Source organism: Faecalibacterium sp. BIOML-A4 (assembly GCF_009679665.1).
Taxonomy (GTDB): Bacteria; Bacillota; Clostridia; order Oscillospirales; family Ruminococcaceae; genus Faecalibacterium; species Faecalibacterium taiwanense.
Genome location: NZ_WKZG01000001.1, coordinates 30,806 through 49,176, shown reverse-complemented (window position 1 = coordinate 49,176; position 18,371 = coordinate 30,806). Strand labels below are relative to the sequence as shown.

At 48.6% G+C, this 18,371-nt stretch carries 13 protein-coding genes; 1 reads left to right on the top strand and 12 read right to left on the bottom strand.

Annotation, left to right across the window (positions count from 1 at the left end; all coding sequences use genetic code 11):
- Positions 1–35: 35 nt before the first annotated feature.
- The 11 genes from GKG34_RS00260 to GKG34_RS15805 all read right to left on the bottom strand — a co-directional run bounded on the left by GKG34_RS00260 (position 36) and on the right by GKG34_RS15805 (position 16,652).
- Positions 36–1,784: an ABC transporter ATP-binding protein gene (locus tag GKG34_RS00260; protein ID WP_154255334.1), complete on the bottom strand. Its 1,749-nt coding sequence runs from the start codon at positions 1,782–1,784 to the stop codon at positions 36–38.
- Positions 1,785–3,569 (bottom strand): ABC transporter ATP-binding protein, encoded by a 1,785-nt coding sequence (locus GKG34_RS00255; RefSeq protein WP_154255333.1) that lies wholly within the window; start codon positions 3,567–3,569, stop codon positions 1,785–1,787. It abuts the gene before it with no gap.
- A gap of 126 nt (positions 3,570–3,695) precedes the next feature.
- A complete protein-coding gene (locus tag GKG34_RS00250; protein ID WP_154255332.1) occupies positions 3,696–5,162 on the bottom strand; it encodes an energy-coupling factor ABC transporter ATP-binding protein in 1,467 nt (488 codons plus the stop codon).
- Positions 5,159–5,911, bottom strand: a complete 753-nt coding sequence (locus tag GKG34_RS00245) for an energy-coupling factor transporter transmembrane component T (protein WP_006428309.1) — start codon at positions 5,909–5,911, stop codon at positions 5,159–5,161. The genes GKG34_RS00250 and GKG34_RS00245 overlap by 4 nt, the downstream gene beginning before the upstream one ends.
- Complete coding sequence (locus GKG34_RS00240) at positions 5,911–6,507, bottom strand: MptD family putative ECF transporter S component (protein ID WP_005601664.1); 597 nt, start codon at positions 6,505–6,507, stop codon at positions 5,911–5,913. The genes GKG34_RS00245 and GKG34_RS00240 overlap by 1 nt, the downstream gene beginning before the upstream one ends.
- A 141-nt stretch (positions 6,508–6,648) precedes the next feature.
- Positions 6,649–7,614, bottom strand: coding sequence for an AraC family transcriptional regulator (locus GKG34_RS00235; RefSeq protein WP_154255331.1), 966 nt, complete (start codon positions 7,612–7,614; stop codon positions 6,649–6,651).
- A gap of 407 nt (positions 7,615–8,021) precedes the next feature.
- Positions 8,022–9,407 (bottom strand): relaxase/mobilization nuclease domain-containing protein, encoded by a 1,386-nt coding sequence (locus GKG34_RS00230; RefSeq protein ID WP_154255462.1) that lies wholly within the window; start codon positions 9,405–9,407, stop codon positions 8,022–8,024.
- 61 nt (positions 9,408–9,468) lie between these two features.
- Positions 9,469–9,744 carry a hypothetical protein gene (locus GKG34_RS00225; protein WP_154255330.1) on the bottom strand — a complete coding sequence of 92 codons (276 nt, stop codon included), beginning with the start codon at positions 9,742–9,744 and terminating at the stop codon, positions 9,469–9,471.
- A 103-nt stretch (positions 9,745–9,847) separates the two neighbouring features.
- Complete coding sequence (gene mobC / locus GKG34_RS00220) at positions 9,848–10,180, bottom strand: plasmid mobilization relaxosome protein MobC (RefSeq protein ID WP_347563405.1); 333 nt, start codon at positions 10,178–10,180, stop codon at positions 9,848–9,850.
- Positions 10,177–15,921, bottom strand: a complete 5,745-nt coding sequence (locus GKG34_RS00215) for a DEAD/DEAH box helicase family protein (RefSeq protein ID WP_243139187.1) — start codon at positions 15,919–15,921, stop codon at positions 10,177–10,179. The genes mobC and GKG34_RS00215 overlap by 4 nt, the downstream gene beginning before the upstream one ends.
- A 374-nt stretch (positions 15,922–16,295) precedes the next feature.
- Positions 16,296–16,652 (bottom strand): TnpV protein, encoded by a 357-nt coding sequence (locus GKG34_RS15805; RefSeq protein WP_243139179.1) that lies wholly within the window; start codon positions 16,650–16,652, stop codon positions 16,296–16,298.
- Here GKG34_RS15805 and GKG34_RS15800 point away from each other — a divergent pair.
- Entirely contained in the window at positions 16,651–17,181 is a 531-nt protein-coding gene (locus GKG34_RS15800) for a hypothetical protein (protein ID WP_243139178.1), read from the top strand. The genes GKG34_RS15805 and GKG34_RS15800 overlap by 2 nt on opposite strands.
- 357 nt (positions 17,182–17,538) lie before the next feature.
- Here GKG34_RS15800 and GKG34_RS00210 read toward each other — a convergent pair whose 3' ends face one another.
- Complete coding sequence (locus GKG34_RS00210) at positions 17,539–18,354, bottom strand: hypothetical protein (protein WP_154255328.1); 816 nt, start codon at positions 18,352–18,354, stop codon at positions 17,539–17,541.
- Between the last annotated feature and the right edge of the window lie 17 nt (positions 18,355–18,371).

Below are 18,371 nucleotides of genomic sequence, written 5' to 3'. Positions count from 1 at the left end.
CATTTAATGCTCCGCATCGCATACGCTGAATTTTGTTAAGCAAGGCTCCATCCAGCCGCATTCTTTCGGATGTTGACAAACTCCTGATAAATGCCGGGCTGCTTCAAAAGTTCTTCGTGCGTGCCCTGCTGTGCAATCTGGCCGTTGTCAATGACCAAAATCTGATCGGCATTCTGGATGGTATTCAGACGGTGGGCGATTACGAGAAGTGTCTTGCCCTTTACCAGTTCCGAGATGGCCTCCTGAATATAGCTTTCGTTATCAGTATCTACGCTTGCGGTAGCTTCATCCAAAATGATGATAGGGGCATCTTTCAAGATGCAGCGTGCAATCGAGATGCGCTGCTTTTCACCGCCGGAGAGTGTAGCACCGCCTTCACCAACTACGGTCTGGAATCCATCAGGCAACGCCATGATGAAATCATAGCAGCGGGCCTTCTTAGCGGCTGCATAGACTTCTTCCTCTGTGGCGTCCGGTTTGCCTATGCTGATATTGTTGTAAATGGTATCTTGGAATAAGTACACTCGCTGGAATACCATGCTGATCTGCTCCATCAGCTCTGCCAAAGGCACGTTCCGAATGTCCATACCTCTTATTATTATGCTGCCAGATTTTACATCCCAAAGCCGAGCCAGCAAATTGGCAATAGTAGACTTTCCGCTGCCAGAAGGTCCGACTAAAGCAGTCATAGAATCTTTCTTCATGGCAAAGCTGATATGATGCAAAACTTCTTTGTCCTGATAAGCAAATACAACATCGTTAAACTGAACTTCTGGCTGTCCCGGCTGTGCCTGTGCAGGAAGATGCTGCTTGCCCGTGTCGGGAAGTTCAGGCTCATTCAGGACTGCTTCAATGCGGTCAAGAGCTGCATTCATAACGGTAAGGCGAGATGCTTCCCCATAAAGAGCTTTCAGCGGTCCAAAGAGGTCAAACACAAACAGCAGAACACCAAGCACATAGGCCAGCGGAAGTGCGCCGCGCTGTTCCAATACAATCGACAAGCCGAAAATCGCCGCAATACCAATGCCGTAAAGGATATTCAGACTCATTGTCCAGGGTGTCATTTTCTGCTCAAAAGCAAGGGAGGTGTTTCTGGAACGCTGGAAATTGTCAGTCAGTTCTTCTGATTTTTCGCCCAGCAGGTTGTAGCTCTTGATGACGCCAATGCCCTCCACAAAGGATAGCACCGCATCGGTCAGCCGTTCGCTTTGCTCCTGCCGCTCTGCGGCTTCCCGCAGGGAAACCTTGTTCATTCCTTTTGACACCAGCCATGCCAGAACCGTGACGGCGGCAGCAATCAAACCAAGCTGTACGTTCAAATAAAACATGAATACCAGCAGAATCAAGGAGGACAGCAGATAGCCCATCATGTTGCCCAGCGTACTCATAGCGACTTCTTCAATGAATACCATATCCGTGCTAAGAACAGAGCTGATTTTGCCAATATTCCCCGATGTAAAGTAACCCATCGGCATTTTTCTTAAATGATTTCCCAACTCCATCCGTTTATCAGCAAAGATCATAAATCCAGCGGCACTTTGCAGACGGTCGCTCAAATAGTGAACCACTGTCTGAACCACTACAACAGCTAATAATCCAAGTCCGACAAACAGACAGGTCTTTCCAGTCAGCGTATTATCAGCAAACCCGGCCAAGACAATAAACGCCATGAAGATCGGCATTTTGGAGAGAATGGACTCGACAAATGCACATAGAAATGCAGCCTGAATACGGCTTTTATACCTCCCGGAGAGGTTCAGGATTCTTGAAATCAATGCAAACATTTATCTTCCCTCCTTTGCAGTAGATACTTTCCACTCGGCGCTGTCCTGAGCCGCTTTCCACAACTTTTGGTATTCTGGGCAAGCTTGAATCAGCTCCTGATGTTTTCCGGTTGCCACCATCTTTCCGTGATCCATAACGCATATTTGATCTGCGTTCATTATAGCGGGAAGTTTGTGAGCGATAACTACCAAGGTTTTTCCCTCCACCAACTCCGCAATAGCAGCCTCCATTTTTTCCTCATTTTCTGGATCAGCATAGGCCGTGGCCTCGTCAAGCACTACAATCGGGGCATCCTTCAATATTGCCCGCGCCAGGGAAATTCGCTGGCGCTGCCCTCCGGAAAGCATTTTCCCCGCATCGCCCGCCATGGAGTGAATACCTTGAGGCAGCTTTTCCAGAAACTCCATACACTGGGCTTTCTTCGCCGCCTGCATTACTTCCTCATCGGTAGCATCCAAACGTCCAAGACGGATATTTTCCAGCAGGGAGGTGTTAAACAGGTACTGATCCTGAGCCACATAGGAAATGCGGCTGTTCAATGCCTCCAGGCTCATATCACAAAGTTTCTGCCCGCCAATGGAAATGCTCCCTTTCTGCGGGTCATAGTAGTGGATCAACAGTTTTGCAAGGGTGCTCTTGCCAGAACCGGATTCACCAACTAGGGCAGTTTTTTGTCCTGCTTGTGCCACAAAGGTAATATCGTGGAGGACTTCGTTTTCCGCTATTATCGGTTTCCCATCGGGGTCAGGCTGTGTCGTCTGATACGCAAAGGAAACATGGTCGTAAGAAATGTTAAAATCCTGTCCGTGGAAATCATCCTCAGCAGCTTGCAGCGGTGCCGCATTTAACATCTGTTCAAGTGCTGTGATCTTATAATTCAGATTCGGAATCGTCTCCATAAAGCCCAGTGCTTTCAGGAGAGGAATCCCAATGCTGAGGGAAAGGCAGAGGACTAAAATCAAATCAGGTAAAGTGCTTATGCCACAGAGAACAAACCATGCCCCAAGAGGCAAAGTCAGAATAACAGTGCAGGGCAGCAGACTTCCGTATATCGCCATCCAGGGCCAGGCGGCTTTATACCATGCCAAGGTATAATCCCGATAGTCCGTTACATCCTTGTGGAAGTTCTCGTAAGATTCACTCTCCCGGTTGAAAACCTTGACAACCTCCATACCATTGATGTACTCAATGATCGTGTTGTTCATTTTCTGTGCAGACTGATAGTAGGGACCCATGCGCTTCATTCCAACAGAGTACATAATGACCATGGAGAGCAGGCTAATCGGGATAGAGGCCAAAGACATAAGAGCCAGTTTCCAGTCCGCACAAAACATAGCAACATAAATCACCAGCGGGATCAGTAAATTTGCGATACCCTCCGGGACTGAATGAGCAAGGAGCAATTCCAAGCTGTCCACATCATCGACAAACAGCTTTTTGATTGTCCCTGTCCCTTTTTCCTCCACAATGCCAAGGGGAAGTTTCTCAAACTTCTTTTGCAGAGATACCCGCAGCCGGAACAATGTGTTATATGCTGCTTTATGAGAAATTGATAATCCCCATCCATAAAAAAACGCCTGCAAAACAAGACAGATCAAAACCCCTATAACACGCAATAAAACAAATTCTGTTTCAACAGAATCGCCCATAACCAATGGCGAAATGACCTGATAGGCCAGCACAAAAGGTAGGATGCCCATAAGAACGCTGACCAGTACGACAACCGTGGCCACATACATATTTTTCTTATATGGCCCTGCGTACTCAAAGATTTTTTTGAACATAAGCCCTCCTTATATTGAGCCGTACTGTCTGTGCTTCAAAAAAAAGAGGCCGCCAAAGTAAAGCAGCCTCTTATCATTATCTTTCTGTCCAGTCAAGGCGGCCCTGACATTCATAATTTCTAAAATTCACTGGCGGATTCGGAAAAAATCCAAAACCTTTTTACTGCCGGATTCGTCCAATGGATAGCTTTCTTTTACTTGCCCTTTTTCCATATGGACTACATACGAACATCCCGCCATCACCAACTCCGGATCATGCGTAATAACAAGAAGCGTTTTGCCCTGATCCGCGAGTGACTTCAAACTCCGCGCAACTTCCCGCATATGTTTGAGATCAAGCCCGCTGGTTGGTTCGTCAAACACAATGATCTCCCGGTTACTCACAATGGCAGACGCGATCGCTACCCGCTGTTTTTGCCCGCCGGAAAGAGAAAGCGGGTGCCTGTCTTTATATTCCAGCAGATCAAACTGTTTAAGAATTTTATCCACAACAGTTTCATCCTTGTTGTCCATGCTCAGAAGCACTTCATCCGTCACGCTTTCGGTAAATAGCTGATGGCTGGTATCCTGCATTACCATGTAGCAATGTTTGAGCCGGGCTTTCCAATCAAGGGTTTTCCCGTCAACCTGCAAAAGGCCACACTTCTTTTCCAGTCCGCAAATACAGCGGGCCAGAGTAGATTTTCCAGCGCCATTCAGACCGATAATGGCAATCGTTTCTCCAACAGGCAGTTCTGCACTCGGAATATGGAGGCTTTCCGGTTCCCGCTTTTTATACGCAAAGCAGAAATTTTGAAATTCCATCTGTTTAGCTGTATGCGCCTGATACTGATTCGCAGGCTTCAACTTCGAGAGAGAAAACGGCCGCAGCCCCATTTCTTTTCGAATGCCATCCGATAAGCTGTCAAATTCAGCAGGCGTGTATTCCCGTTCAATCTCCCCATCTTTTACATACAGCACACGATCTGCAAGATCGTGAAGGTAGTAAAGGCGGTGTTCTGCGATCAGAATTGTTTTGCCCTGCTTTTTCCAGAGGCTCAGGACCTGCCGCAGGTCATCAATAGCAGCCATATCCAAATTAGAAGATGGTTCGTCCAGGACCATAATTCCCGGCAGCAATACACTTGATGAAGCACAGGCTATTTTTTGCTTTTCGCCCCCGGACAGAGCAAACACGCTTCGCCCCATCAAATCTTCAATATGATAATCGGAAACTGTCCGGTCAATCCTTTTCAGGATATCCTCCTGAGGATATCCTAAATTTTCACAGGCAAAGGCTAATTCACTATCCGTATCCACGTTGAAAAACTGACTTTTGGGATTCTGGAATACAGATCCCACCATAGCAGCCAAGTCATAAAGCGGCGTATCTGATACGCTTTTTCCGTCCAGAAGGACATCGCCCTCTAAATTGCCCTCGTAATAATGAGGCACCAGCCCGTTTACCAAACGGGTAATCGTTGTTTTCCCACAGCCGGATTCTCCCGTGAGTAAAACAAATTCCCCTGTGTTTATGGTGAGATTGACATTTCTAATCCCTCCGCCGCTGGATTCTTCACCATAAGAAAAAGAAACATTTTGAAAATCTATCATGGCAAAATCCCTCCTGCGGAAATTATCGGGGAAGCAATCGCCCAAAACACTACAAAGCAACAAAACAAGATCAGCACCACATCGGCAAAATTGAATTTAAGCTGGCAAATGTTTGTGCGTTTGACAGGAGCGCCGAGGCCACGGGTAATTGCCGCAGCGGAAAGTTCCTCACCGATTTTCACGGAGCAGGTAATCATCGGGATCAGCTTATACTCCAATATTTTTGAAGATTTTTTCCCTCCAAGTTTAATCCCACGCATTTTCATAGCGTCACTGATTGCTTCTGACTCCTGAAAGACAGTTGGAAAGAAGCGGAACATGACCGTTAAGGGGATCGTCACTTCTTTAGGCATATGGATTCTTTCCATGCCGGAAATCAATTCACTGACCGTTGTTGTTTTCACTGCATAGGCAGCAATCGCAACACTGGGAAGGATTCGGCAGAAGAATCCTGTTGTAAACAGAACGAGGAAATTCAATATTCCCGTAAGGTGCGGCAAAACATAAATTTGAACAGCATAAAAAGCAGAAAACACAGCAATATAGCCCACAGCTTTTGCACATTGTTTCGAGGTAAGCAGCAATATAGCCGGAACCGTACAAAGAACAAGGCGGATCAGCCCCATAGCTTCTCCGCCTGTTCCACCCATGACAAAAATGCTTATGATGAAGATGAGCAACAGTTTTGTACGCGGATCGAGCCGTAACCCTTGTTCTGTTTTTTTGCTGAGCAGAATTTCCCGCGCCATTATGCAATACCGGCACGCTGGAAGTGCTTTTTGCAAATGGCTTTCCCAATCACACCTCCGACAAGGCCAAACACAAAGCAGGCAACCAGCAGAATAGGCGCAATCCACATAGGCATATATGTATTAAGGGTAGCTGCATATTCAGCGCCGTATCCTTCAGTCAACATTACCATATAGCTTTCACGGTTCAGGAAAATGGGAGCAAAGTTGCCAAACACCCAGATGCTGAACACGCCGCAGGAAAGAACTGTGCTCTTTGCACTTTTGTAGTCCGCCTTTTTCAGGATCACGTCGGCCAACAGGCCGCCAACGAGACCAGTTACCATAGTAAGATAGCCGTTGCCGAAGAACACCATGATTAGGCCAATCAGGAAACCCATGATTGCAGTCATCCCGAATTTTTTAGCCTTTGTAACATACAGCATATAGGGGATGCCGCCAATCAAAGGGCACAGCACCGCCATCAGCGGAATAAAAATGGGGATAAAGCCAAGCATCGCCACCAGCATAACAATCACGACATAGATGACGGTGTAGATGCCGATAGTAATTAAATCTTTTCCCTCAAGCCGGGAACTTTTTTTCTGGGAACTCATACCAGTATCCTCCTTATCTCTGAGAAAATGAAAATGTGGTGTGGTTAGCTTCCTCTAATCACACCACATATAATAGCAATTTGCGCCCACGATTCCAACCCAAAACCAATTTTATTCTACCCAAAATCAGTATTTTTGCATTTATCCAATCGTAGCTTCTGCTTTATAGTTTTTCGGATTCACTCCGTATTTCCTTTTGAACGCCGCTGCGAAATTGCTCGCTTTTGAATATCCCACCAGTATAGCCACCTGGCTGACATTCAAATTACTTTCTAACAGCAGGCTTGCCGCCTTTTCTAACCGCTGGTCGATGACATACGCATGAACCGATGTTCCGAACAGGGAGGAAAAGCCCTTCGTCAATTTTGAAGTGCTGATATTGACCTGCCGCGCCAATTCCTCGCAGCTCGGAGCCAGGGCAAGCTGGCTGTCAATAATTCGCTTTGCCTCTATGATGGAATCCCGGTCACTTCTGGAAATTGCAACGTAGGTTGACGCGAGAATACTCAGCTCCAGGACCTCGCTCAAATATACCGATAGCAGCTCAAAGACCTTGCTTTCCAGAAACAGGTATCCCAACCCGCCGCGATATTGCGTGAAGTCTTGCAGCTCCGCAAAAATGTGTTCCATATAGGGCGTGATATTCACCTTTGATATGCCGTCCAATAATTTTTTCTGATAGACCTCGATCTCACCAGCCTCAAAGTAGTCATTCAGAATCTTATAGAAATAGGATAGAGGTATTTTCACATTTTTGAAAAGGAAATCGCTCTTTTTAGAATAGCACAGATATTCCATTTTCCCGTGGCCGCGATAAATACAGGATTCACCCTTTTGTATGCTGGCACTTTGCCGGTTGTCTGCAATATTCCAGGAGACACCGTCATTGAAGCAGAACAGCATTTGTATGTATTCTTCACTGCTCACTCCCTGCACGTTCATATCCGAAAAGTAATTCATTCTCCAGTCTGAAACAACTGCTCCCTGTTTCGTGACGATCTGCGAAATCTGACCGGTTCCCATGTCTGTCGGAATATCTATGGTGATCGTCTGCGGTGAATTAGAGAGCAGATCACGATAAAGATTATTCATGTATTGATTTGTCATGTATGAGCGCCCTCCTTATGGTTAGCTAAAGCTAATAACAGTTTACAACACCAACCCGGAAAAGTCAATTTGTATTCCTTGTGTAGCCAGAGCCATGATGGATCACACCATGAATGGAGGTTCAGCCGTGGCCTTTTTCTGTTTTTCTTTGCGGATACAGCCATTTTACCCTTTCCAGATTGTAGTATTAGTAGAGGGAGAAATAGAAGGTAGGGTTTCGATAGCAAGCAGGGCATTCGTCTATACAAATGCTATTTTGCTTTGCAAAAATGCTTGTTGGGCTATGCCCAAACCCCATTTGTTCTGCATCGTGCCGATGCAGGCTGCGCGTTTGTTCCAAACACTTTTATAACAAAAAAGATAGCCTAGGACTCTCCCATAAGGGAAGAATCCTAGGCTATCGTCGTTTATCGGGATTTCGTTTTTTCAGTGCCGTCCTTTTCTTCTGCAAAGAACAGTTCTACGTTTCTCCGCGCACGAAGAAGTTCCTGCATTTCTTCTTTCGCTTTGCGGTAGTCCGGGTAGAGTGCTTTCTTTTCTGTCAGCAGTTTGGAATATTCCGCGTCCAACTCCTTGACCTTGGGAAGCGTTTTCAAATTGGATTCATCAAATGCTGCTTTCGCTGCCTTGTGCAGCGTGATCTCTGTGTGATGCGCCTCCAGAAATCGCTTGCTATATCCTGTCTTTCGGTAGGCATCATAAATCGGTCGCGTTTTGGCGTAGTTGATGATGTGCGCTTTCAGCACTGCAATTTCTGCCAGCCGATTTTCAGAGGCTTTAATGGAATCACCCAGTTCATGATAACGGGAAGTGGCAGCGTCCACACGCTCCTGCATTTCTTCGATGCTGACAATTTTATTTTCCTGCAAAAAAATCAGGGTCTTGGACATCTCTTTCAAATTGTAGCGTTTCGCCCACCGTGCATAGCCTTCGCTTTTGCCCTCGGAGAGCTTTGCCTGAATGTCCACCAACAGGTGGAACGGCTGCTCTTTCGGTGGCTGCTTCTGATATGGGCGGTGTTCGGCTTCTCCGGCAATGACCGCCTTGATTTCATCTTCGCTGTATCCTGCGCCTAGTGTCCGAAAACGGATAAATCGTTTCTGCCGTGTTCCTTTGACCGAAGTGTACTTTCCGCGTTTGATTTCGTAGCCCTGTTGCTCCAGCTTTTGAAGAAAGCCTTCGAAACTTGTAGGCTTCTCGCTCAGCAGGATGTTGTCGATTACGGCACACAGCTTATCACGATTACTTTCTCTGGGGGGATAAAGGGTGCGCTTCTGCCGCTCCCGGTACGGCTTGATTTCAATGACAGACAGCTGATGTTCTAGACAAATCAAATCGCTCAACCGCTGCACAGCCAGCCCGGACAACAAAAAATCCCGGAATTTCCGGGTGCTGTCTAGCGCAGTGGAGTTGTAAATAATGTGATTGTGAATGTGTTCTCGGTCGGTATGCGTTGCGACAATAAACGCATACTTGCCTTTGGTGAAACGCATTGCCAGTTCGTAGCCCACCTTGTTAGCCTCCTCTGCGGTGATCTCTCCGGGTTTGAAGGACTGTCGAATCTGATAGGCAATCACGTCATTTTTTTGTCTGCGCCCAGTCATCAGTTCATACTGGCGTTTGGAGAGCATAAATTCTTCATCTGCGGTCAAGGGGCTGCACTCATAGCTGCTGACCAACTCTCCTTTGTTCGTTTTGTCAGGATTCTGCGCATAGTCCGTGCGGCTTTTCAGGCAGGCCGCAACCGACTTGCCTTTGTTTTTGTGCAGCGCAATCAAACGTGTTGCAGCCAGTTCTACCACCTCCCGGCAAAAAGAAAATGCCGCACAATGGCGGCATCAAGATCAAAAAGCTTCACAATCCGGCAACCCAGCCACTAAAACGCTCTGCTGCATCTGCGATCAAAGCGCCCATGAAAATCAACACAAAGCAGCCAAACTCTGCCACCAGTAAAATCAAAAACTGCAGCCACTCCCGGCAGTACAGCGTATAAAGACCGCAGCCGAAAATATACATCATGGGCAGCGCCAGCACAAACGCTGACAGGTTCAGCGTCCATTTCAGCATCAGCGCAAGGAAAGCAGTAAGCAGCCAAAACGGAAAAATAATCATCTTAAAAACGAACCTCATAGCAAGCACCGCCTTTCAACTTTATTATAAAGGCATCTCCACACCCCTTGCAAGGATGTCAACCTATATGTAGCCCCGCAGCCCTCCAACTGCGGGGGAAAATTTAGAGTTCTGCCAGCCGGGAGAGAATCTGCCGGCCAATCTCAATCAGTTCATCCAGCCGCTGCCGCAGATCCTCCATGTCGGCGGCGTAGATCCGGCCATTTTCATTGGCGGCTTTGGCGTACTGGTTCAGGTTGTTGCTGCACATCTGCAAGAGATATGCCATGCGCCGCAGCTGCGGCAGGTCGAGGTTCAGACAGTAGCCATCCAGTGCCATCTTACGAATATAGGCACTCAGGCTGCGGATGCCCATGCCCAGCATCTTTTCATAAATGCGGTTCTTCTCCGCCTTTGTGGTTCTCAGGATGATGATCTCATCCCGCTTTTCTTTCACCGGGCATCACCGTCCTTGTCCAGATAGCTCTTGAAGGGCTTCACCGGCTCCAGTTTGTCTGATTTTTCTTCCAATGCTGCCAGCACCGATGAGCGGCGAGGTTTATCCTCTTGTTCTTCCTCATCCTGTTCTGGCTCATGGTGCTTTTCATCCATATCCAACTGGGCGTTCAGTTCTGCAAGACGAGCCGATTTCTCTGCCAGTTCTTCCTCCTGAGGGAAAGGCTTTTCCACTTCGATTTGTGCCGCCGCTTGCTGCTGATGCAGGGTATCCAGTTCGTTTTCGGCAGAAGTGATTCGTTCCGGGAAATTGTTCAGCGAATTATCCAGCCGGATGATGCAGCCAAGAGGGTCTTTGCCCAGTGCTACCGGGTATTTCCGCTGGCCTTTCAAAAGAGCCTGATACTCGCTGTGATAGGTGTCGAAGCGCAGGGACAGTTCAAAGCCACGGTAGCTGCCGATTACTTTTTCCTCACTGTTGGGCAGTTCGGAGCAAGCGAGGAGAAGGCGTTCGCCAGCAGTTTTTTTCTCATCGTAGGTCACGCCCTTGATGATAATACCGCAGAAGCCCTCCTTTTCCTGCGGATGGGCGGCGGCAACTTCTGCATCCGCTTTCACTCCAGCTAGATAGGCGTTCGTTTCCTGAATGTCAGCCGGGAATTTTGTGAGCAGCTTATCTTCCAGACGGAACTTCTGGCTTTGGTGGTCGGCTTTCAGCACTTTCAGTTTCGCCACCTGTACATCCAAATCCATCTTTTCCTTGATGAGCGGATTTCCAGCACACAATGCCTTGATCTCTGCATAAGACAAAGCCTGTTCGTCCACATCATCGCAAGAGCGTACCGGGGATTTTGAAGTCATGATTTGGCTGATGAATCGCTGTTTATTCTCCAAAGTTTGGAACAAGTAGCTGTCAAAAGTTCCCTCTGTGACGTAGTTGAACACCTTGACTTCCTTATTCATATTGCCCTGCCGGATAATGCGTCCGTTGCGCTGGGTCATGTCGCTGGGCTTCCAGCCGACATCCAAGTGATGCACCGCCGCAAGCCGCTGTTGGACGTTCGTTCCGGCTCCCATTTTTGCGGTGCTGCCGAGCAGAATCCGCACATCGCCGGAGCGCACTTTGGAGAACAATGCAGCCTTTTTTGCTTCGGTGTCGGCATTGTGGATGAACTCAACTTCACTTTCCGGCACCCCGGCGGCGACCAATTTCTTGCGAATATCATCGTAGACATTGAAGTTGCCATCGTTCTTTGGTGTCGAGAGGTCGCAGAACAGAAGCTGCGTCAGCTTTTGCTCCTTGCCATCCGCCCAGATTTGCAGCACGTTCTGAACACATGTGTTCAGCTTGCTGTTGGGGTCATCCGGCAGCATGGGGTTCATCAGACGGACATCCAGACCAATTTTGCGGCCATCGTTGGTGACGCAGAGCATATTGTCCTCGGACGCATCCACTGCACCGGTGTGGATTCTTGCGGCGCGTTTGCTCAGTTCCTGCACCATTTCTTTTTGAATCTCGGACGGTTTTGCTACCACGGTTTCAAACTTCGCATCCGGCACGGGCAGGTGGAGCTGGTCGCTGGTTTTAATGTCGGCTACCTCTTTGAACATCGACATCAGCTCCGGCAGATTGAAAAACTTTGCAAATCTCGTTCTCGCTCGATAACCCGTACCCTCCGGGGCAAGTTCGATGGCGGTTGTGGTTTCGCCAAAGGTCGATGCCCAACAGTCGAAATGCGTCAACCCTTTCTGCTGGAGCGTACTGTATTGCAGATACCGCATAACGGTGTACAACTCCGACATGGAGTTGCTCACGGGCGTTCCCGTTGCAAACACCACGCCGCGCCCACCTGTGATCTCATCCAAGTAGCGGCACTTGCCGAACATATCACTCGATTTTTGCGCTTCCGATGTGGACAAACCAGCGACATTGCGCATTTTTGTCGTGAGGAACAAATTCTTGTAAAAATGGCTCTCGTCAACAAAGAGCCTGTCAACGCCCAACTGCTCAAAGGTGATAACATCATCCTTTCTCGCATCGGAGCGCAGCTTTTCCAGCTTTGTTTCCAACGTTTTGCGGGTCTTTTCCATCTGCTTGATGCTGAAATTCTCGCCTGCATTGGCTTTCAGTTCTTCGATGGCGGCAAGCGTTTCATCAATCTGTTCCTGAATAATGCGTTCCTGCCGCTCGTAGGACAGCGGGATGCGCTCAAACTGGCTGTGGCCGATGATGACCGCATCATAGTCCCCGGTCGCAATTCTGGCACAGAATTTTTTGCGGTTGGCGGTTTCAAAATCCTTTTTCCGAGCCACCAGTAACTTTGCATTGGGGTAGAGGTTCAGAAACTCCGAAGCCCATTGCTCCGTCAAATGGTTGGGCACCGCAAATAGGCTCTTCTGACACAAGCCAAGGCGTTTTGCTTCCATTGCGGATGCTGCCATTTCAAAAGTCTTGCCCGCGCCCACTTCGTGTGCGAGCAACGTATTACCGCCATAAAGCACATGGGCAATGGCATTGCGCTGATGCTCCCGGAGTGAAATTTCCGGGTTCATGCCGACAAAGTGGATGTGGGAACCATCATATTCTCGCGGCCTGCTGCTGTTGAACAGTTCGTTATACTGCTTCACCAGCGCAATGCGCCGCTGGGGGTCTTGCCAAATCCAGTTGGCGAAAGCATCTTTAATGACTTGCTGTTTCTGCTGTGCCAGCATAGTGTCCGTTTTGTTCAGGACACGCTTCGGTCTACCTTCTTCATCTTCGATGGCATCATAGATGCGCACATCTTTCAGATTGAGCGTGTCTTCCAGAATCTTGTAGGCATTGGCGCGAGATGTGCCATAGGTTTCGGATGAGATAATGTCACCTCTGCCCATGGCAGACTTGCCCTCAATGCGCCATTCTGCGGTATAGGGCGAATATCTCACTTTGACTGCATGGCGCAGATAGTAGGGAATTTGGAAGGTTTCCGCCATAAATTTTTGGATGATACTGGGGTCGAGCCATGTTGCACCCAGCCGCACATCAATTTCAGACGCTTCAAGGTCTTTCGGCTGCGCCTTTTCCAATGCGGTGACGTTGACTGCAAACTCTGGGTTGGTTTCGGCAGCAAGTTGTGCCATGCGCAGCTTTGCCCGGACATTGCCGGACAAATATTCGTCTGCCATTTGCCAGCCTGCTTCCGGGTCGGTGGGGTCTGCGCCGGGGTCTTTGAAGATGACGCCGGACAATTCACTGGTAATGCGCTCATAGTCACCGGGAATACCGAGCAACTCTGCCATATAGGGCAAGTCCACCCGGCCATGTTCTCCGATGGAAACCGCCAGAGCTTCCGTGGGCGTGTCCACGTTGGTGACGGTGTGTTCCGGGCGGATGGTGCGTTTTGTGAACATTGCCGCTTTGGATTTGAGCTGACCCTGCTCATCCAGATTTTCCAGAGAACACAGCAGATAGTAAGAGGAATCCTGCTCAAATAATCTGCCGTTCTTACGGTCATTCAGCAGACCGTACTTTGCGGAAAAGGCATCGTAGGCGGTGTTCAGCTTATCCTGCGTTGCCTGAATGTCAGCATCCGGGTAGTCATTCAACTGCTGGTCGATAAGTTCGTTGACAATCTGCCGCAGTTCCACCATCCCGGTCACACGGCCTTTGGCAGTGTCAGAAAGCTCCACCTGTGTCATGACCGAATTTTCCCGGTAGTATACCTCACCGTCTACCACCGTGTAGGAGAAATTCTTCACATCCGGGTCAGCCGGAAGAATGTGCTTCTCATTTTCAGCATCCGCAATATCTGGTGTTTCCACCTCAACTTCAGCGTACTGTCCCTCAATATGCTGGATTGCTTCGGCAAGCTGGTCGGCCAGCACTGCGCCCTCGATGGGGCGCACGGTGCATTCCTCACGGCCATACTGGGTGCTTTCAGAAGTCAGCTCACCCAGCACCATCTCCGGGTGGTCTACAAAATACTGGTTGATGGCAAAGCCATCTTCCGTTTTGCCGAGCTGTACCCAGTCTGGCTCATGGTCGATAGGGCGGTCACGCTTTTGCAGAAAAATAATATCGCTGACAACTTCTGTTCCAGCATTTGCCTTGAACGCATTGTTCGGCAAACGGATAGCTCCCAGTAAATCAGCGCGTTCTGCAATGTGCTTGCGGGCAGAGCTGTCTTTACTGTCCAGCGTGTAACGGCTAGTGACAAAGGCCACAATGCCGCCCGGACGCACTTGGTCGAGGGCTTTGGCAAAGAAATAGTTGTGGATGCTGAAACCAAGTTTGTTGTACGCCTTGTCGTTTACCCGGTATTGGCCAAAGGGAACATTACCCACGGCAAGGTCATAGAAATCGCGGCGGTCAGTGGTTTCAAATCCAGCAACTTTAATGCTGGCTTCCGGGTAGAGCTTTTGTGCAATGCGGCCTGTGATGCTATCCAGTTCCACGCCGTATAAGCGGCTGTCCTGCATGGTGTCCGGCAGCATACCAAAGAAGTTGCCCACGCCCATGCTCGGCTCCAGAATGTTGCCGCTGCGGAAGCCCATTTTTTCGACTGCATCATAGATAGCGCGGATAACGGTTGGGCTGGTGTAGTGGGCATTCAGAACAGAACTACGGGCAGCAACATATTCATCTTCGGAGAGCAGTCCTTTCAGTTCGGTATACTCTTTTGCCCAGTTGTCCTTGTCAGGGTCAAAGGCATCCGGCAGACCACCCCATCCAACATACTGCGAAAGCATTTCCTGCTCCTCGGCGGTGGCTCCACGGTGTTCCTGCTCCAACTGGAACAGGGTGCGGATGGCGGCAATATTCCGGGCGTATTTCTGTTTTGCACCGCCCTCGCCCAAATGATCGTTCGTGATGTGGAAGTTTCCGGCAGCTTCCGGCACGGGTTCGGCGTTCAGAGCTTCGTCTGCGGCAGCGGCATCCGGGAAAGTCTGCCACTCGCCGTTGACTTCCACGGAAATGGGCAGCTTGTCCAGTTCTTCATCGGAGAGTTCCGGCTCATCCTGCCGCAGACCATCCTCGAACTGCTGCCTGTTCAGAACCTCATTGCTCCATGAATAGCCCTGCGCGCTGGTGTCGATGCGCACATCGGTTTCGCCTACATAGCCGATAGTGCCTTCGATGGTTCGTGTGGGCAGGTCTACAACAACGGAATCGCTAACCTTGTAATCAACTGCCTTTTCGGGAGCAGCATCAAGGGCTTCGTCCTGCTGTTCGTACAATTCCCGGACAACAGCCAGAGGTTCTTCTCGGAAAATCGGCATCCGCATATCGGCCAGTGCCATATCCTGCAAGGAAACCTTGTCCTTATCAAAGTCCACGCCATCAATCCGAAATTTCCGGCCATCCATATTGATAATGGAGTCGATGGGCAGATAGTCCTCTTTGCGCAGATACTTGGTCTGATGGTGAGTGCCATCTTCGTTTAACCCGGCAAGGTAAACATCATTGCCCGCAGACCATAATTCTTTTGACTTTCTTGCCCATAAGCTAGGGAGAAAGCCTGTGACCTGAACTTCGCCCAGTGCGGTTTTTCTCGTGAACAAAGCACTGTTGATGATTTTTGCGACCTTGGCGGCATCTTCTCCATAGAACATAAAATTTCCGCCAGCTTCAAATCCAACGAGAGTGTCCGGGTGCTGTTCCTTTAATGCCGTGTATTCGGCAGCACTGGCAGCGTTCAGTTCAAGGGGAAACTCGATGGTTCGTTTCTCTTTGTCTGACAGATAGCGGTCAGTCTGAATCATCAGGTCGATATACTTTTCGACCTGATTCCAGCGGAGAAGCACTTTCTGATGGTCTGGATAGTGTTCAAACGTCAGACCCTTGCTATCATGGTCGAGCCAACCACTGCTTCCGTCCAGATAGGTGTGCGAGGAACCGCCGGGGCCATGCGGTGCATATTCTTTCGCAAGTGCTTTTGCCCGAAGGCTTCGGTCAGGCTGCAACTGATAAATTTTCCAGATCCGAAGTTTGCTGTTTTCAAAGTTAGAACCTCTCCACAGCGCGTTTTCAATATCAGCCTGTGATAAAGAAAAAGCGAAGGACGATTTCTCGTTCTCCGCTTGGTCGATGGATTCAATTTGTTCGGCTTCGGTGGGAATGTGGGCATCGAAGAAACTTAGCTGTAGATCAGCTCGTTCATCACCAGTTCCTCGGCCTGTGCTTTCAGACTGTTCATGTGCTGCACCCACTCCATCTGATGCTGCTCCTTGTTCGGAGCCGGGTTCTTCATCAGCAGTTCCTGCATGGTCTGCCGCATCCGGCTTTCTGCGGTCTGCTCCACTTCCAACAGGTGTGGATGCAGAGTCCCCGACAGGAGCATCGAGTTGTACAGCACCGGGCGATGCTGCATCAGGTAAGTCCGGCGCAGCCGCCCGTACTTGCCCAGTGCTTTTTCCTGCTGGGGCAGGGTCAGGTTCGGGAGCTGGTAGTCCCCGATGGTCGAGTAGGTCAAGTTCCTGCTGCTCATATTCATGTTGGCTCCTTTCTACGTTGCGGCGGCGAGTGGTCGTCTTTACGGTTCTTTCGATGCTGCGCAGCAGTTCACGGCTGCAATCACTGACTGCCGTACCCAGTGCGTACACAGCGGCAGGAGTGGAAAAGGAGAAGATGGCCTGAAAATCGTCCCGGTCAAAATGTCCTTCCGGTTCAAAGCCGCAGCGTTCAAGGACGGCATAGGTGATGCTGATGGCAGCTGCACTCTTAAACTGGAACTCCTGTCCGGCTTCATCATAATCCATCAGAAGAGAGCCGTCAACGATGTCGAGAATGTCACCGCTGTTGTTATCCCAATAGGAATCCACCAGTTTGCCGCAAATGTCTGCGATTTGCTGGGTGATTCGTTCATGCCGGATGCCGTACTCTCTAGCGAGCATTTCCGACACAGGCTGAACCAGATCGGGACCGAGCTGCCATACTTCTGGATCACGCGAATTACGCCGTACTCCAGTGTCGCTCACATCGAAAACGTAGTGCAGACGCGGAACACTGCTGGACTGGTCTAACAGAGCGATGCCCTTGGAGCCACGCCGGACATAGCGGTTCATGCGGTCATTCCAGAGGTCGAAACTGGCGCAGGCGGTGGCATCAGGCCGCTGGGCGTAAATCATAAGCTGGTCGGCAAAGTTGTACTTGTACAGCCGGGATGCTGTGGTCAGGTAGTCCGTCCAGTTTTCCCAATACCGGGTCAGTTCCTTTGCCGTTTGCTGTGCAAGGTTCAAGTATTCTTGCGTTTTATTTGGCATTGCGTTCCTCCTTTCGATTTTAGGATATAAAAAGAGCGACCTTTGTAAAGGCCGCTCTCAGGAAAATAGCGTTCGGATGTATCGTGATTTCCAATAAATTAGTAAAATTAAAAGGATTTAGTCGGAATTTTGCAACAATCTCTTATACCAGTCGATTTCATAGCAATTCTCAAACGAATTTGTGGCGCGGCCTAATATTCCTTGAACATTTCCTTTATAAATATTCTCCACAACGTTACTTGTGGTTTCAGCAGCGATTCCAACCAATAAGCCAATAGTTCCGCGTAGATAATTTTCAAAAATAATAATCTTTTTGCCTTCCAAAAGAGTACTTTGAGGATTTTCTCTTATATATTTCTTGTCAACTCTACCGGAATTATGGATTATGGCATTTCGTCTTCCTAAAATCTCACTATATAGAGAAATGGCTAAACGGTATTTGGAAGAAAAAAGTGTTCCCAACTCTAATTTGCACTTATCTTTCAAAAACACATCAGCAGGATTTCCATAGAAAATACTTCGGACCTTTTCTTCAGCAAGCGTGTCAATCATTTCGTCACGCGTGCTACAACTTAAAATCAATTGGAATGCCTTAGAGGTTTCGGTTTCAGAATCAGATCCCTTCATCTTTTGAGGATAGTCTATAAACACAACCTTAGCTAAAGAGGAAATATATACTTCAAATCGCCCAACAGAATTGATGAAATGACTTCTTGAATTGCCACCGCTCAAAAACCTAGTTTGCATTCCGCCAGCATCAACAATAGTTTTATGCAATACACTGTCACTTAATAGGCTATTAAACTCAAAAGGTTCTTTAGTCGGCTTTCTTATGCAATGATTCAAGTAAGCATACTCTTCCCACTCATTATACATATCTTGTCGAAAGATACGATACTGATTGTGTATTTGTTGGACTTTAACTAAATCCATCTAAAACCTTCCTCCTT

What these genes read in the sequence shown, in the direction of transcription:
- GKG34_RS00210 (WP_154255328.1), bottom strand. Translation starts at nt 18,354, where the DNA reads ATGGATTTAGTTAAAGTCCAACAAATACACAATCAGTATCGTATCTTT.
- GKG34_RS00250 (WP_154255332.1), bottom strand. Translation starts at nt 5,162, where the DNA reads ATGATAGATTTTCAAAATGTTTCTTTTTCTTATGGTGAAGAATCCAGC.
- GKG34_RS00215 (WP_243139187.1), bottom strand. Translation starts at nt 15,921, where the DNA reads ATGATTCAGACTGACCGCTATCTGTCAGACAAAGAGAAACGAACCATC.
- GKG34_RS15800 (WP_243139178.1), top strand. Translation starts at nt 16,651, where the DNA reads ATGTTGGCTCCTTTCTACGTTGCGGCGGCGAGTGGTCGTCTTTACGGT.
- GKG34_RS15805 (WP_243139179.1), bottom strand. Translation starts at nt 16,652, where the DNA reads ATGAATATGAGCAGCAGGAACTTGACCTACTCGACCATCGGGGACTAC.
- GKG34_RS00260 (WP_154255334.1), bottom strand. Translation starts at nt 1,784, where the DNA reads ATGTTTGCATTGATTTCAAGAATCCTGAACCTCTCCGGGAGGTATAAA.
- GKG34_RS00240 (WP_005601664.1), bottom strand. Translation starts at nt 6,507, where the DNA reads ATGAGTTCCCAGAAAAAAAGTTCCCGGCTTGAGGGAAAAGATTTAATT.
- GKG34_RS00235 (WP_154255331.1), bottom strand. Translation starts at nt 7,614, where the DNA reads ATGACAAATCAATACATGAATAATCTTTATCGTGATCTGCTCTCTAAT.
- GKG34_RS00245 (WP_006428309.1), bottom strand. Translation starts at nt 5,911, where the DNA reads ATGGCGCGGGAAATTCTGCTCAGCAAAAAAACAGAACAAGGGTTACGG.
- GKG34_RS00225 (WP_154255330.1), bottom strand. Translation starts at nt 9,744, where the DNA reads ATGAGGTTCGTTTTTAAGATGATTATTTTTCCGTTTTGGCTGCTTACT.
- GKG34_RS00255 (WP_154255333.1), bottom strand. Translation starts at nt 3,569, where the DNA reads ATGTTCAAAAAAATCTTTGAGTACGCAGGGCCATATAAGAAAAATATG.